Annotated in this window: 17 protein-coding genes and 2 pseudogenes; 11 read left to right on the plus strand and 8 right to left on the minus strand. The window is 65.6% G+C overall.

Annotated elements, in window-relative coordinates; genetic code table 11:
• The 5 genes from ACLP9N_RS05675 to ACLP9N_RS05695 form a co-directional block, all read left to right on the plus strand.
• Positions 1-556, plus strand: a 556-nt coding sequence (locus ACLP9N_RS05675; protein WP_442406468.1) for a nuclear transport factor 2 family protein, incomplete at its 5' end; no start/stop codon positions are given.
• Positions 553-1,620 carry an NAD(P)H-dependent amine dehydrogenase family protein gene (locus tag ACLP9N_RS05680; protein WP_442406469.1) on the plus strand — a complete coding sequence of 356 codons (1,068 nt, stop codon included), beginning with the start codon at positions 553-555 and terminating at the stop codon, positions 1,618-1,620. The genes ACLP9N_RS05675 and ACLP9N_RS05680, both read left to right, overlap by 4 nt.
• Positions 1,614-2,279, plus strand: a complete 666-nt coding sequence (locus ACLP9N_RS05685) for a TetR/AcrR family transcriptional regulator (RefSeq protein ID WP_442406470.1) — start codon at positions 1,614-1,616, stop codon at positions 2,277-2,279. Before ACLP9N_RS05680 ends, ACLP9N_RS05685 begins: the two co-directional genes overlap by 7 nt.
• A gap of 10 nt (positions 2,280-2,289) precedes the next feature.
• Positions 2,290-2,706, plus strand: coding sequence for a hypothetical protein (locus ACLP9N_RS05690; protein WP_442406471.1), 417 nt, complete (start codon positions 2,290-2,292; stop codon positions 2,704-2,706).
• Positions 2,703-3,569 carry an alpha/beta fold hydrolase gene (locus ACLP9N_RS05695; RefSeq protein WP_442406472.1) on the plus strand — a complete coding sequence of 289 codons (867 nt, stop codon included), beginning with the start codon at positions 2,703-2,705 and terminating at the stop codon, positions 3,567-3,569. Before ACLP9N_RS05690 ends, ACLP9N_RS05695 begins: the two co-directional genes overlap by 4 nt.
• 108 nt (positions 3,570-3,677) lie before the next feature.
• Here the strand turns inward: ACLP9N_RS05695 and gnd are convergent, their stop codons facing one another.
• Both gnd and ACLP9N_RS05705 read right to left on the minus strand, forming a co-directional pair.
• Positions 3,678-4,712: a phosphogluconate dehydrogenase (NAD(+)-dependent, decarboxylating) gene (gene gnd, locus ACLP9N_RS05700; protein WP_442406473.1), complete on the minus strand. Its 1,035-nt coding sequence runs from the start codon at positions 4,710-4,712 to the stop codon at positions 3,678-3,680.
• A 15-nt stretch (positions 4,713-4,727) separates the two neighbouring features.
• On the minus strand, positions 4,728-6,131 hold the full coding sequence (locus ACLP9N_RS05705; RefSeq protein WP_442406474.1) for a glucose-6-phosphate dehydrogenase: 1,404 nt from the start codon (positions 6,129-6,131) through the stop codon (positions 4,728-4,730).
• Positions 6,132-6,256: 125 nt separating this feature from the next.
• On the opposite strand from ACLP9N_RS05705, the gene ACLP9N_RS05710 reads away from it, so the two are divergent.
• The gene (locus ACLP9N_RS05710; protein ID WP_442406475.1) at positions 6,257-7,090 is read left to right on the plus strand and encodes an adenylate/guanylate cyclase domain-containing protein; all 834 of its coding nucleotides are present in this window, start codon (positions 6,257-6,259) and stop codon (positions 7,088-7,090) included.
• Here the strand turns inward: ACLP9N_RS05710 and ACLP9N_RS05715 are convergent.
• Complete coding sequence (locus ACLP9N_RS05715; RefSeq protein ID WP_442406476.1) at positions 7,042-7,251, minus strand: hypothetical protein; 210 nt, start codon at positions 7,249-7,251, stop codon at positions 7,042-7,044. The two genes, ACLP9N_RS05710 and ACLP9N_RS05715, sit on opposite strands and share 49 nt — an antisense overlap.
• A 21-nt stretch (positions 7,252-7,272) precedes the next feature.
• Between ACLP9N_RS05715 and ACLP9N_RS05720 the strand changes: the two genes are divergently transcribed.
• Genes ACLP9N_RS05720 through ACLP9N_RS05730 form a run of 3 tightly spaced genes read left to right on the plus strand, consistent with a single transcriptional unit; the run spans position 7,273 to position 9,125 of the window.
• Positions 7,273-8,067, plus strand: a complete 795-nt coding sequence (locus tag ACLP9N_RS05720; RefSeq protein WP_442406477.1) for an SDR family oxidoreductase — start codon at positions 7,273-7,275, stop codon at positions 8,065-8,067.
• Between the two features lie 12 nt (positions 8,068-8,079).
• Positions 8,080-8,445 (plus strand): carboxymuconolactone decarboxylase family protein, encoded by a 366-nt coding sequence (locus ACLP9N_RS05725; protein WP_442406478.1) that lies wholly within the window; start codon positions 8,080-8,082, stop codon positions 8,443-8,445.
• Entirely contained in the window at positions 8,445-9,125 is a 681-nt protein-coding gene (locus ACLP9N_RS05730) for a guanylate cyclase (RefSeq protein WP_442406479.1), read from the plus strand. Before ACLP9N_RS05725 ends, ACLP9N_RS05730 begins: the two co-directional genes overlap by 1 nt.
• Here the strand turns inward: ACLP9N_RS05730 and ACLP9N_RS05735 are convergent.
• Both ACLP9N_RS05735 and ACLP9N_RS05740 read right to left on the minus strand, forming a co-directional pair.
• Positions 9,122-9,644 (minus strand): annotated as a pseudogene (locus ACLP9N_RS05735) (OsmC family protein). The gene ACLP9N_RS05730 and the pseudogene ACLP9N_RS05735 sit on opposite strands and share 4 nt — an antisense overlap.
• 170 nt (positions 9,645-9,814) lie before the next feature.
• Complete coding sequence (locus ACLP9N_RS05740; RefSeq protein WP_442406480.1) at positions 9,815-10,423, minus strand: peptidoglycan endopeptidase; 609 nt, start codon at positions 10,421-10,423, stop codon at positions 9,815-9,817.
• 147 nt (positions 10,424-10,570) lie between these two features.
• Here ACLP9N_RS05740 and ACLP9N_RS05745 point away from each other — a divergent pair, with 147 nt between their 5' ends.
• On the plus strand, positions 10,571-11,065 hold the full coding sequence (locus ACLP9N_RS05745; RefSeq protein WP_442406481.1) for a nitroreductase/quinone reductase family protein: 495 nt from the start codon (positions 10,571-10,573) through the stop codon (positions 11,063-11,065).
• A 10-nt stretch (positions 11,066-11,075) separates the two neighbouring features.
• Here the strand turns inward: ACLP9N_RS05745 and ACLP9N_RS05750 are convergent, their stop codons facing one another.
• Both ACLP9N_RS05750 and ACLP9N_RS05755 read right to left on the minus strand, forming a co-directional pair.
• The gene (locus ACLP9N_RS05750) at positions 11,076-11,207 is read right to left on the minus strand and encodes a hypothetical protein (protein ID WP_442406482.1); all 132 of its coding nucleotides are present in this window, start codon (positions 11,205-11,207) and stop codon (positions 11,076-11,078) included.
• A 37-nt stretch (positions 11,208-11,244) separates the two neighbouring features.
• Positions 11,245-11,625 carry a hypothetical protein gene (locus ACLP9N_RS05755; RefSeq protein WP_442406483.1) on the minus strand — a complete coding sequence of 127 codons (381 nt, stop codon included), beginning with the start codon at positions 11,623-11,625 and terminating at the stop codon, positions 11,245-11,247.
• 108 nt (positions 11,626-11,733) lie between these two features.
• Here ACLP9N_RS05755 and ACLP9N_RS05760 point away from each other — a divergent pair.
• A pseudogene (locus ACLP9N_RS05760) lies at positions 11,734-13,191 on the plus strand (PecA family PE domain-processing aspartic protease).
• A 26-nt stretch (positions 13,192-13,217) separates the two neighbouring features.
• Here the strand turns inward: ACLP9N_RS05760 and ACLP9N_RS05765 are convergent.
• On the minus strand, positions 13,218-14,029 hold an 812-nt coding region (locus tag ACLP9N_RS05765), incomplete at its 5' end, for a response regulator transcription factor (protein ID WP_442406484.1).

Genomic DNA, 14,029 nt, shown 5'->3' on the forward strand with positions numbered 1-14,029 from the left:
CACCGAATTCGATAAATTCTGGGACGACTGGCTCGAGGTGAACCGCCGGGCGCAGGACAGCGGCGACTGGGGTGTGATGGCCGACTTCTACGAGCCCGACGCCAGCTACGGATGGTCCTATTCGCCGACCGACCAGTTCATGGCCAACGGCCGCGACGAGATTCGCGAGCTGGCGCTGGGCACCGAAATGCTGGGCTTCCAGGGCTGGATCTACCCGTATCAGACGGTGCTTTTCGATGACCGGTCCGGACAGGCGTTCGGGCTGTGGCGGCAGCTGTCCACCTTCACCTCCCCCAGCGGCGAGCCCTACGAAATCCAGGGACTGGGCGGCAGCTGGTTTCAGTACAGCGGTCGCCGCAGCTGGTCCTGGCAACGCGACATCTTCGATGTCGGAATGGCCACCGCCGCAATGCTCGACATCCTGCGCGACGGCAAGAACTCGCCCGAGCTCGACACCCGGATGGCCGCGATCCGCGGCGGCAAACAGCCGGGCCACTACGGCTCGTGGGCCGAGATGAGCGCGCCGCTCTGGCCGGTGCCCACCGTTCTGAAATGAGGCGCGTCATCCAGTACTCGACGGGCAACGTCGGCCGGCACGCCCTGCGCATGCTGATCGAGCGGGACGACGTCGAATTGGTCGGTCTGCATGCCGCCAGTCCCGACAAGGTCGGACGCGACGCCGCCGAGCTGTGCGGCCTCGGCAAGCCGACCGGCGTGCAGGCCACCGACGATGTCGGCGCGCTTCTCGCGCTGAACGCCGACTGCCTCGTCTACGCCTCGCAGGCCGAAACCCGGCCGAAGGAGGCTCTGGCCGAGATCACCCGCTTTCTACGATCCGGCACCAATGTCGTTGGCACATCGTTCGTGTGGATGGTCGCGCCGGAGCACGCGGCCAGCTGGCTGCGCGAACCGCTGCAGCAGGCCTGCGCCGACGGGGACGCCACCCTCTACATCAACGGAATGGACCCCGGATTTTCCGGGGACACCCTCGCCTATGCGGCGTTGAGCCTCGCCGAGCGCGCCACTTCCGTTACGGTGCAAGAGATCTTCGACTACGGCAGTTACCAGGACGCCGAATTCACCGGCGTGAGTTTCGGCTTCGGCACCACCCCGGATCACACGCCGATCATGTTCCACCCAGGGGTGCTCGCCTCGATGTGGGGCGCGCAGGTGCGCAGCCTCGCCGATGACCTCGGCGTCGAGCTCGACGAGGTGCGCGAGCGATGCGAGAAGTGGGTGACACCCGAGCCGATCGACTGCCCGATGATGCGCGTCGAACCGGGCCACGTCGCCGCCGTCCGATTCGCCGTCGAAGGCCGAAGCAACGACGCGACGGTCATCACCATGGAACACGTCAATCGGCTCACCGAGGCCGCCGCCCCGGACTGGGCGTACCCTCCCGACGGCCGCCCGGGAGCACATCGCGTCGTCGTCGACGGCAGTCCGGGCGTCGAGCTCAACGCTCATGTCGGCGGTCGCATCGACCACAACGAGGGCGGCGTGATCGCCACGGCGGCGCGTGTCGTCAACGCGATCGACGCGGTGTGCCGCGCCCCGAGCGGCATACTGGCCGCCCACGACCTACGACCGCGCGACCTGCTGCGCGGCGTGATGTGGTAGCGCCGCAGCGCAGGGCTGCACCGCGCCGACCCTCCACCGGTGGGCAGGCGCGCGCCGAGCGCAGCCGCCAGGCGGTCATCGACGAGACCGTCCGCTACATCCTGCAGGAGGGATTCGCCCCGCCCAGCATGCGGCAGATCACCGAGCGCGCCGGTTTGACGTGGGGCGTCGTGCAGTACCACTTCGGCGATCTGGACGGCATCTTGATGGCCCTGGTGGACAAGGGGTTTGGCGAACTGCTCGAGACGCTCGACGCGCTGCCCGCCCAGGCCGCGGCGGTCCCGCCCGAGCGGCGACCGGCGTTCGTTGTCGACGCGGTGTGGCGGGCGTTCTCCAGCCCGACGTCTATGGCGGCCCTCGAGATCCTCATCGCGACCCGCGGTGCGCGCACCGCCACCACCAATGCCCACCTGGCCGCTATGACAGCACGGATGACCGAGATCGGTCAGCACCTCGGAGCCGACATGCCGCCGTCGCGCGCGGGCCGCCTGGGCAACCTCATCTGGAGCACCATCCGCGGGTTGGTGGCGGTGCAGATGACCTGGCCGGAACCGTTGGACAGCACCCGCGACCGCCAGATGCTGGTCGACGTCATCACCGCATATCTCGCCGAGCAGACTGGCGATACCCGGGAACACGGAGATAGCAAGGTTGGCTAATGTCTTTGAGGTGGCCGAGTCACTTCCCCGAATGCACCATGTGGCCATCGCCGTGTCGGCGGAGCGGCACGACGAGACGAAGCGGTTCTTCGGCGATCTAGGTTTCACGTTCGCCGAATTCGACCTGCCCGACGTCGGCCTGCACGTGGCACTGGACTGGGACCGCGGTATCGAGCTGCTGACGCCCACCGCCGACGAAGTCGGCAGGGAAAGCGCGGTGGCCAGGTTTCTTGCCCGCCACGGCGACGGCCTCTACTCGGCGGTGCTGCGCGTGGACGACGCCACGGCCGCACAGGACGTGGCCCGCCGCTACGGGTCCGCAACATTGTTTGCGCAGCATCGCGAGGTCGGCGAGTTTTCCCTCGACGAGATCGAGCTCGATGTGTTGGGCATACCCGTGACGGTGCTGGCGACGGATCTGCCATGAGCATCAGTCCCCAGACAGAAGAGTTTTCCGGCGCCGGCGGGATCACCCTGGTTGGCGACGAATGGAACCGCGGCGCCGCTGCGGCCGATGAACCGACGATCCTGATGCTGCACGGCGGCGGCCAGAACCGGTTTTCGTGGAAGAACACCGGCCAGATCCTGGCCGACGATGGATATCACGTCGTCGCGATGGACAGCCGGGGGCACGGTGACAGCGACCGCGCGCCCGGCGCGGACTACGCCGTGGAAACGCTGGCCGCCGACGTGTTGCAGGTCCTGGACGCGATCGGCCGCCACGTGGTGGTGATCGGCGCCAGCATGGGCGGGCTGACCGGCATCCTGGTCGCGGATGCCGCCGGCCCCGAGCGGGTGACCGGCTTGGTCCTGGTCGATGTGGTGCCACGGTACGAGAAGACCGGCAGCGCCCGGATCCGGGACTTCATGCTGACCAACATCCACGGTTTCGGCTCGCTGGAGGAGGCGGCCGATGCCGTCGCCGCATATCTGCCGTACCGCGAGAAGCCACGCAGCCCCGAAGGATTGCGAAAGAATCTGCGGCAGCGCGACGGCCGCTGGTTCTGGCACTGGGATCCGGCCTTCATGACGGCACCGGGTGACGATCCCGAGCTGCGCACCGAAATCTTCGAACAGGCGGCCGTCAACCTGGAGATCCCGATCCTGTTGATCCGCGGCAAGCTCTCCGACGTGGTCAGCCCCGAAGGCGTCCAGCATTTCCTGGCCACTGTGCAGCGCGCGGAGTTCGCCGAACTGTCCAACGCCGGGCATACCGCGGCCGGCGACGACAACGACGCCTTCAGCGGCGTCGTCGTCGACTTCGTCAGGCGCGTGACAGGCGCGTCCTGATGGTGGTGACCCGCTTCGCCCAGCTCCGCCGCGCTCGCGATCGCCACTAGCCCCGATGGTGGCGACCCGCTTCGCCCAGCTCCGCCGCGCTCGCGATCGCCACGAAGGTTAGTTGGCTGGTTTCTCCGCGTGTCCGCCGAACTGCTTGCGCATCGCTGACAGCGCCTTGTTGGCGAAGTCGTCGAGGCTACGCGACGCGAAGCGGGACTGTAGCGCGGTCGTGAGAACCGGTGCGGGAACCCCTTCGTCGATCGCCGCGATCGCGGTCCACCGACCTTCTCCGGAGTCGGAGACGCGTCCGGAGAACTCGTGCAGGTCGGGCGATTGATGCAGCGCGATCGCGGTCAGGTCCAGCAGCCAGGAACCGACGACACTCCCCCGGCGCCACACCTCGGCGACGTCGGCAATGTCGAAGTCGTACTGGTAGCACTCCGGGCTCGCGAGCGGTGCGGTCTCGGCATCTCCTTTTTCCGAGCCCTCTTGGATGCGTTTGCCGATGTCGGCATTGCGCAGGATGTTCAGTCCCTCGGCAAGGGAGGCCATCATGCCGTACTCGATGCCGTTGTGCACCATCTTGACGAAGTGGCCGGCCCCGGAGGGACCGCAGTACAGGTAGCCCTTTTCCGGCTGCGCGATGTCGCCAGACCGGCCCGGGGTGCGCTCCGCCGCGTTCACTCCGGGTGCGATGGTGGCGAAGAGCGGCTCGGCGTGGGCAAAAGACTTCTCGTCGCCGCCGATCATCAGGCAGTACCCGCGCTCGCGGCCCCATACGCCGCCGCTGGTACCGCAGTCCAGAAGATGGATTCCCTTCTCGCCCAGCAGCTTTGAGTGCCTAAGGTCGTCGCGGTAGTACGAGTTGCCGCCGTCGATCACGATGTCGCCGGCCTCGAGTGTGTCGGCCAGACCTTCGATCACCGTCTGGGTGATCGTGCCCGCCGGCACCATCACCCACACGATCCGCGGCGTGGACATCTTCTCGGCCAGCTCGGCCAACGAGTACACCCCAGTCGTTCTTTCCTCACTGGCCAAGGCCTTGACGGCGGTCGTGTCGTGGTCGTACACGACGCACTCATGTCCGCCCGCGACCACGCGGCGCACGATGTTCGCGCCCATCCGCCCGAGGCCGATCATTCCCAGCTGCATCTTGTCCAGTTCTCCTTACTGCGCCGAGCTCGTCGAAAGCCACGGCTCTTGCCAAGTGTGGTGACCACGCAATAACGCATGCGCGGCCTCGGGTCCCCATGACCCGCGTTCGTATTGATGGATCTCGCAGGGCTTGTCCAGCAGCGGCTGCACGATGCGCCACGTCTGTTCAATGCTGTCTTCTCGGGCGAAAAGCTCGTGGTCTCCCGTCAACGCGGCGTGAAACAGCAGTTCGTAAGGCCCCTCCGGTTCACCGAGGTCCGCCGCGAATGAAGAGTCCAGGTGAATGTCATGCCACGAGTCGCCGACACGGGCCGACAACTGCAGACGCATACCCGGCTCGGGATCGATGCGCAGCACAATCTGGTTGGGATCGGCCGGCCGGTGCTCCGGCAGGAAGCCCAACCTGGGCACCCGGTGCAGAAACAGCCGCACCTCGGTGACCCTCTCGGGCAGGCCCTTGCCGGCGCGCAAAAAGATTGGCACCCCGGCCCAGCGCCAGTTGTCGATCTCGGTCCGCAGCGCGATGAAGGTCTCGGTCTGTGAATCCTTTTGCACGCCAGTGGTATCCGTGTAGCCGCGGTACTGGCCTCGCACGCAGCGCTTGGGGTCCAGCGCCGACATGGCGCGGAACACTTCGGCCTTTTTGTCGTTCAGGTCATCGGCACTGCTTCCGACCGGGGGTTCCATCGCGACCAGTGCGAGCACTTGCAGCAGATGGTTTTGCACCACGTCACGCAACGTGCCGACCGCGTCATAGAACTTGCCGCGGTCCTCCACCCCGAAGTTCTCGGCCATGGTGATGTGCAGCTCGGAAACGCTGTGGCGGTCCCACAACGCCGCCAGCGCCTGATTGGCGAACCGCAGGTACTCCAGCTCGACCACGGGCCGCTTGCCCAAGAAATGATCGACACGCATGATCTGGTCTTCATCGAGTACCGCCCGCAATCGGGTGTTGAGTTCGCGGGCGGAGTCCAGGTCGTGGCCGAAGGGCTTTTCCACCGCGACGTGGGCACGCTCCAGCAACCCCGCCTTGCCGAGGTTCTCGACAATCGGCGCGAAGAGGGCCGGCGGCATTTCCAGGTAGAACAGCGGACGGTGGTCCGAACCGATCACCTTGCCCAGCGACTCGTAGAGCTGGCTGTCGGTCACGTCGCCGTGCAGGTAGTCCAAGCGCCCCGCCAGCCGGTCGAACACCGCATCATCGATCCGCTCCCCGGCGTCGTTGATGGCTGCCCGCGCCCGCTCGACCAACTTCTCGACGGGTATATCGTCACTGGCCACACCCAGGATCGGGCAATCCAGCATCTTTCGCGCCTCCAGCCGGTACAAGGCCCGAAACGTCATCTTGCGGGCCAGATCACCGGTAATCCCGAAGATCACCAGCAAGTTTGAGGAACTACCACCGTCGTCGGCCACGACCGAACCTCCCAAAAGTCACCTGATCGGCTCACTTGGAGATGCACTACCCGGGGGCGTTTCAGCTCAACCCTAGACACTGCGGATAGGCCCGACAACCGGAAGCGGGCGTGGGCCCTGAAAGAATGCGAAGGATGCCTGACGTGCTGCATATCGCTCTCTACGCGCTGGCCGGGGTTGCCGCCGTCGAAGCCGGCGCGCTTGTCGTGTTGTGGAGATTGCTCGCGCGCAGCCGCCGGGAGGCCGAAGAGTTACGGCAGCGCAACGACACCCGCCAACGGCTGCTGTCGAGTGGGCGCGAGGCCGTCAAGACGGTGTGGAACACCGCGAACATCATGCGCAAAGAGGGCTTCGGCGCGGCCGTGCGCAGCTCGATCGAGGACCTCGCCGACTGGGCCGAGGTCGAGCGACCCGACCTGGCCCGGGTCACCCCGGACGGCCGGGTGGTGATTCTGTTCTCCGACATCGAGGAGTCCACCGCGCTGAACGAGCGGATCGGCGACCGCGCGTGGGTCAAGCTGATCAGCTCGCACGACAAGCTGGTGCACGGACTCGTGCAGCGCCGGTCCGGACACGTGGTGAAGAGTCAGGGCGACGGATTCATGATCGCCTTTGCTCGCGCCGAGGAGGCGGTGCGGTGCGGTATCGATGTCCAGCACGCGCTGCACAAGGACGCAAAGCGTAAGCGGCACGAGGAAATTCGGGTACGGATCGGCATCCACATGGGCCGCTCGGTGCGCCGCGGCGACGATCTGTTCGGCCGCAACGTCGCAATGGCGGCCCGGGTCGCCGCGCAGGCGGTCGGTGGCGAGGTCCTGGTGAGCCAATCGGTGCGCGACGCGTTGCGCGACTGTCCCGACATCGAATTCGACCAGGGCCGCGACGTCGAGTTGAAGGGCTTTTCCGGCAGCTATCGCTTGTTCGCGGTCGAAGCAGACCCCGATCCCGATTTGGCCTGAAAACTGTCTGCATCGTATTCGGCCAACTTCTGATGCAGCCGGGCCCGGATTTCGTCGGCGGTGTAGGCGCGCCGCTTGCGCTGGTCGCGCACGACCAGAGCACCACCGGCGACCACGCCGGCGACACCGGCCAGGCCGATCCACTTCCAAATGCTGCGCATAATTGACAGGCTATTACCGCCATGGACACCCTTCGCGACAAGGTCGCCGTCATCACCGGGGCGGCCAGCGGCATAGGCCACGCCATCGCCTACGCGCTCGCCGGCCACGGCGCACAGATTGTGGCCGTCGACCGCGATGACGAGGGTATCGGCGCCCTGGCCGACGAGCTGGGTCAAGCCAGTGTGTTGGCGCAGCGTGCCGATGTCTCGGATTCGCAAGCGTTCGAAGACATTCGGAGCGCTGCGCTACAGCGGTTCGGCCGGGTCGATATCGTCGCCAACAACGTCGGCGTGCTCACAAACGGCCTGCCCCAAGACATTCCCGTCACCGAGTGGCAACGCATTCTGGACATCAACCTGATGTCGATAGTGCACAGCAACGCCGCCTTCCTGCCGCTGCTGCTCGAACAGGGCAGCGGGCATCTGGTCAACACCGCCTCGTTCGCTGGGCTTTTCACCTACTCGTACGACCGGCTGCCGTATGCGGCGAGCAAGGCCGCGATCGTACAGATCAGCGAAGGCTTGGCAATTTACCTGCGGCCCAAGAACATCGGCGTCACCCTGCTGTGCCCGGGGCCGGTGCTGACCAATATCGCCGCTGCCGTACCAAGATTCGGCGGCGGGGCACCGCTACGGACCCCCGGCGAGCAATTCGAGTTGCTCGACCCCGGCCCAGTCGGCGAGCTGGTCGCTGAAGGGATCCTGCGCAACCGATTCTTCGTGCCCACTCACCCCCACGTCGTGGACGAATTGCGCCGTCGCATCACGGACTGGGACGCCTACATCGACTACCAGATATCCTGCGAACCGCAATGAGAGGCAAACACCATGACTGACACCCGAACTCAGGGGCTGGACATGCTCAAGAAGATGCTGCCCGGTATCCCGGACGAGGTCACGAGCCTGAGCGACGGTGGCGTCGCCGACGAACTCGGCGAGCTGAGCCTCGACCACGTTTTCGGCGCACTGTGGACGCGCCCCGGCCTGGATCGCCGGTCCCGCAGCCTGGTAACCCTCGGCGCGCTCATCGCGCTGCGAGCCAGCGACGAACTGAAGATCCACTTCCAGATCGGGCTGAACAACGGGCTGACGGTCGAGGAGATCGAAGAGGTGATCTACCACATGACCGGCTACGCCGGTTACCCGGCGGCCGTCAGCGCGCGCAAGCTCGCACGTGAAGTTCTGAAGCCCTGATGCTGACCCTGGACCAAGCGCTCGACGAAACCCGGACCGGCGACCTCTGGCTGTTCCGCGGCGGATCACGGCCCGACCGCGCCATCCAGACCTTGACGAATGCCCCGGTGAACCACGTCGGCATGACGGTGGCCATCGACGACTTGCCGCCGTTGATATGGCATGCCGAGCTGGGCGACAAGCTCGTCGACATGTGGACCGGAACCAACCACCGTGGCGTACAGCTCAACGATCTACGGCAAGCCGTCCTGCAGTGGACGGAGCGCTACCACCAGCGGTGCTGGCTACGCCAGCTGACGCCAGGCACCACCCGCCAACAGGAGAACGCGCTGCTGCGGGTGATCGCGCGAATGGACGGCACGGCGTTCCCCACCACCGCGCGGCTGACCGGCCGGTGGCTGCGCGGCCGGCTGCCGACCATCAACGACTGGGTGAGGGGAATCCCGTTCGTGGACAAGAAAGTTCGCGAGCAGACCCAACGGCGTCGGGAAGAGCACAAGATGAGCCTGGCCACCGCGTACTGCGCGGAGACGGCCGCGATCACCTACGAGGAAATGGGATTGCTCGTCACGGACAAGGAAACGAACTGGTTCGACCCCGGCAAGTTCTGGAGTGGTGACACGCTGCCGCTGGCGCCCGGTTATCAGCTGGGTGGCGAAATCGAGGTGGCCGTCGGTTAGGCGATCTGCACGCTCGTCGTCACCGGAGTGGCGTTTCGGGTCAGATCCAGCACCGGACAGTGCGCGTCAACCGCTTCCTGCAATTCGCGCTAGCGCTCCGGCGTCTCCGGTCCGCTCACCGTGATCACCAGCCGCAGCTCGTTGAATCCTGGGCGGACCGCGTCGTCGAGACCGAAGAAGCCCTGCACGTCGAGATCGCCTTCGGCATGCGCGGTGATTTCGCCGACCTTGATTCCCAGCTTTTCGGCCCAGACGCGCCAGGTGACGACCTGGCAGGACAGCAGCGAGGCCAAGTAGTACTCGACCGGGTTCGGGGCCTTGCCGTCCCCGGCCAGGGGTGGTGGCTCATCGACCTCAACCCGATACTGACCGAGGCTGACCGTGCTGGCCACCGCGTCGTGAGCGGTTGGCCGAGGCCCGGAAGACAACCTGTGCGTTGGATTTGTCAGCGGCGACGGCAGCGCAGTTCGCAGCGATTACGCCGCCTAGATACTTAGTCGAAGTCTTCACCACGGACATGCTAATGAGCCGCTATCACCTGCGGCCCCGATCAGCTCAGCGTGAACTGAACTGCCGTTCCCCGCGAAGTGATATAAACCACAAATCGGCCGGCGATATGGCCTGCGTCATAGGAAGCCATTCACCGGCCGATTTGTTCGGCAGATCAAATTAATTGTCGAATCGAATTGTTACGTATTCGCGATTCCGGGGGGACCAACCGGCGCCGGAGCGGGGGGCGGCGGCAAATCCGGAGCCGGGGCCGGCGCATCGACCAGAACCGCCGGCGGGGGCGGCGGCGGAGCGTCGGGCGGGGGCGGTGCATCGGGCGGGGGCGGTGCATCGGGCGGGGGCGGAAGGCCCGGGCCATCGTCCGGCATCGGCAGGAACATGTGGTGAGTGAATTGTGGCTGGTAGGCGCCACCACCACCGACGTGTACGCCGCCGCCTTCACCACTGGACACCGGTGTTCCGTCGGGCAGCGTCGCCGCCGTGTGGTGGCCATTCCACCCGACCACCAGGGAGTTGGGGGCGCTTCCATATTGGAAACCACGCTGCAGCAAGGCAGCTTCCTCGTTCCCGGTGTTAAAGCGGCTGCCGAAAACCGGTCGCTCAGTAGCTGCATTCGTAACCCATGAAACCAACCCGGAGCAGTCGGTCCCGGCGGGAGAATCTCCACCCACAATATAAGGCATGCCGGAAACCTGATTAACAAGCGCCAGCAACGTCGCAATAGTAATCACGAACGGGGACGCTAGCAATAACATACTTAGAATACCAAAATTTGTGACACGCATCACCATTAAATTGATAAATGGTCTGCGCTATAGCGACAGAATGTCACATAATGGCGAACATATTGAAACGGAACCGACTTTCTTCATAGTTAGATGCGCTCGACCAGGCCGTTGACCTGCGGCTGGGCCCCGGCGGGTACGGTTCAGTCCGTGCCGCTGCGATATGTGGACGCCCACAAGAAGCGAGGTCGCCTGTACCGGGCCAATGTTCGTTTCGGGCGTTCGCGCGCAGGCCAGTTCATCGCGCGCAACATCGCACGTCACACCGACCCCTATTTGTTCCGGCTAACCGGCGGCCGGGTGAATATGGGCGCGATCATCAATGCGCCGCTCGTCACGACCGGAGCGAAGTCGGGCCAGCGGCGGGAGGTGCAGCTCACCTATTTCCACGACGGGCCCGACGTGATCCTGCTGGCGTCGAACTACGGGGGAACCAAGCATCCGCAGTGGTATTACAACCTGAAGGCGCATCCCGAGTGCGAGTTCGGCGGAGAGAGTTTCACCGCCGGCGAGGTCGCCGACTCTGACGAATACGCACGGCTCTACAGGTTGGCCGAGCAGGTCTACGCCGGGTATGCCGATTACCGCGCCAAGACGTCTCCCGTGGGTCGGCAGATCCCGATGTTCCGACTCAAACCGCGCTAGTCGCCGTGGGCTACGGCTGACCCTTGAGAAGGTATGCGTAGGGATCGCTGTCGGGGCCCACGCTCTCGGGCATCGGGTAGTAGGTCTTGATGACTAGGTTTCCGTCCTCGTCCCAAGCGAAAGTTTCTATGCTGTAAGCCATTTGAACGTTCGGCTTCCGGAACTCGACCCACGTTGGGTTAGGCCGGCGTCCATATTCCGTTGTTCCAGAATCCCCAAACACCGGTGGTCGGGTTCCACATCAGCTGAGCCCCAGGCGCCCACGGCGGCTGCGGTGGCTGCGGCGGCGCCCACACCGGCGCGGGGCCCCAGGGTCCCGAACCCACCGCACCACTTTGGCCTGCGGGACCTTGCCAGTCGTGGCAGTGATTCCAGTCCCAGTCGTAGGCTCTGCCCCAGCCCGGGTCCCATTGATCACCTGGACACCAGTGATTGCCGGGCGCGGGGGCCGGGGCCGCCTGAGCCCAGGGCCCACCAACTAGCCCGAAACCGGGCAACGCCAACCCGCTCCCCATCACCACGCTGCCAGACCGCCGAATCCATTGCTTTAGCGTCGCCATCTCCCAAGAATTCCCTTCGATTGGAATCAACTCATCAGTGATTCCAATTCAACACATAGCCGACCTGGATACCCTTTGCGCACATGGCTCGGTGATTGAAGGAGCTACGTGTCACTTCTGGACGTGACTCCCCCGTTGTTGGCGTCAGCGCAGCGGAGCTCGGGAGCATCGGCGCGGATTTGGATGCCGCGCACGCGGCGGCCGCCGTTCTGAACACTGGGCTGCTGGCTGCCGGCGCCGATGAGGTCTCGACGGCGACGGCGGCGCTGTTCACCAAGTACGGCCAGGCCTTTCGGGCGCTCGGCGCGCAGGCCAGCGCGTTTCATGCCCAGTTCGTGCAGGCCTTGAGCGGCGCGGAAGGCGCGTATGTGGCCGCGGAGGCGGCGAACGCCTCGCCGCTGCAGGCCGTAGTGCAGGCGGCGGCGGAGATTCAGTGGTTTTCGCCGTGGAAGACGCTGACAGGGCGCCCACTGGTCGGCAACGGCGCCGATGGCAAGGCAGGTACCGGGCAGGCCGGCGGGAACGCCGGCTGGTTTTTCGGCGATGGCGGCAATGGTGGGTCGAGTGGCGATGGGCAGGCCGGCGGCAACGGTGGTCACGCTGGGCTGATCGCGGGTAACGGCGGTAACGGCGGAACCGGTAGGGCCGGCGGGGCTGGAGGTGGTGCGGGTCTGATGGGTTCGGGTGGCAACGGCGGTGCCGGCGGACTCAACGCAGCTGGTGGGGCCGGAGGCAGGGCCGGGCGGTTGTTTGGCAACTTCGGGGCCGGCGGGCAATCTGAGACCCCCCTGGCGACCGGAGGGGTGTCGATGCAGATGTACCAAAACACCCTGCCGGTGGTGGATGTCTCGGTGAACGGCGGACCGAGTGTGCCCGTTGCGGTGGACACCGGATCCACGGGTCTTGTTATCCCACTCAGAGAGATCGGGCTGTACAACCTCGGCCTGCCCACCGGCATTGGCACGGGCGCTTACGGCGGAGGGCTGACGTACTACTACTTCACGTTCGACACGACGGTGAACTTCGGGAATGGCGTCGTCTCCTCGACCCCGGTTGACGTCGTCTTCTTCGGATTCCCGGAATCTTTTCGCCTCTTTGCCGGCGGCGACGGTGCAGCCGGCATCATGGGTATCGGGGTCAACGCGGGGGGCCCGGGTCCAACTTCACCCGTCACGGGATTGCCGGGAAACCTCAGTCAGGGCGTCCTCATCAACCAACCGCAGGGCTACCTGCAGTTCGGCCCCAACCCGCTACCCGCCGTCACCTCTACTTCCGGAGCGCCGGTCAGCGATCTGTACGTACAGATCAATGGCGGGCAATTCCACGGCGTTCCCGGCACGTTCATCGATTCCCGCGGTGTGTACGGGAGCATCCCGTCAGGCCTGGTCGGGGGCGGCTACAGTGTGCCGGCGGGCACACACATTACGGTCGACAACAGCGACGGTCACCTTCTATTCGTGGGACCCGATGAACACCGGGTTTGAGCCTTACTCACAGGGACCCGTGTATATCGATTACAGCCCCAGCGGTACCGGGACGACAGTCTTTGATTACTCCCCGACGTGACGTGGCCCCACTTCCAGTTGGCGCGTTCAGGCGCGGCGGGCTGCTTCTTGGACGAGTTGCACCCGCGAGCTCAGGCCCAGTTTGGTGTAGACGTGGGTGAGGTGGGTTTGCACGGTGCGCGGTGAGACGAACAGCCGGGTGGCGATGTCCTTATTGCCGAGCCCCTCACTGACCAGTCGCACTACGTCGCGCTCGGTAGGGGTGAGCGATGCCCACCCGCTGGTGGGTCGTTTGCGTTCGCCCCGGCCGCGCTGGGCGTAGGCGATCGCCTCCTCGGTGGACAGGGCCGCGCCCTCAGCCCACCCGGAGTCAAAGTCCTTCTCACCCATCGCATCTCGTAGCGCCGCCACCGAGGCTTGGTAGCCGGTGTCATAGATCTTGAATCTCGCCGAGCCCATACGTTGCCGAATGCCATGTGCCGCGCCGAAAAGCCGGGCGGCTTCGCGGTGACTGCCGTCCTCGCCAGCAAGAGTCGCGAGGCACTCGAGGATGTCGGGGATGAGCAGGTACGCCTCGAGATCGGCACAGCGCGTCAGCGCGTCGTGGGCATCGCGCTCAGCCTGGTCTGGTTCCCCCTGCGCGATCGCCACGCGGGCGCGCGTGGTCAGCACGAACGCCGAGTACCAGCCCGTTGTGGTCGAGACCGCCTCGTCGGCCCAGCGACGGGCGGCGGCGAGATCCCCGTCTGCCAGCGCGGCCTCTACGTTCCAGACGCGCTGCACTGCCGCCACCGCACCACTCACGACACTCATGTGCTCGCGGGCGGCCTCGCGCGCCTCGTGCACCGCTGCACTATCGCCGGTGGCCAGGGCCGCGAATCCCAACACCATGTGCCCGA

Origin of the sequence: Mycobacterium sp. (assembly GCF_052144515.1) — a bacterium.
Lineage (GTDB): Bacteria > Actinomycetota > Actinomycetes > Mycobacteriales > Mycobacteriaceae > Mycobacterium.

Coding starts and splice junctions, on each gene's coding strand:
- ACLP9N_RS05720 (WP_442406477.1), top strand. CDS start 7,273: ATGGACACCCTTCGCGACAAGGTCGCCGTCATCACCGGGGCGGCCAGC.
- ACLP9N_RS05715 (WP_442406476.1), bottom strand. CDS start 7,251: ATGCGCAGCATTTGGAAGTGGATCGGCCTGGCCGGTGTCGCCGGCGTG.
- ACLP9N_RS05710 (WP_442406475.1), top strand. CDS start 6,257: ATGCGAAGGATGCCTGACGTGCTGCATATCGCTCTCTACGCGCTGGCC.
- ACLP9N_RS05730 (WP_442406479.1), top strand. CDS start 8,445: ATGCTGACCCTGGACCAAGCGCTCGACGAAACCCGGACCGGCGACCTC.
- ACLP9N_RS05755 (WP_442406483.1), bottom strand. CDS start 11,625: ATGGCGACGCTAAAGCAATGGATTCGGCGGTCTGGCAGCGTGGTGATG.
- ACLP9N_RS05680 (WP_442406469.1), top strand. CDS start 553: ATGAGGCGCGTCATCCAGTACTCGACGGGCAACGTCGGCCGGCACGCC.
- gnd (WP_442406473.1), bottom strand. CDS start 4,712: ATGCAGCTGGGAATGATCGGCCTCGGGCGGATGGGCGCGAACATCGTG.
- ACLP9N_RS05750 (WP_442406482.1), bottom strand. CDS start 11,207: ATGGCTTACAGCATAGAAACTTTCGCTTGGGACGAGGACGGAAACCTA.
- ACLP9N_RS05695 (WP_442406472.1), top strand. CDS start 2,703: ATGAGCATCAGTCCCCAGACAGAAGAGTTTTCCGGCGCCGGCGGGATC.
- ACLP9N_RS05725 (WP_442406478.1), top strand. CDS start 8,080: ATGACTGACACCCGAACTCAGGGGCTGGACATGCTCAAGAAGATGCTG.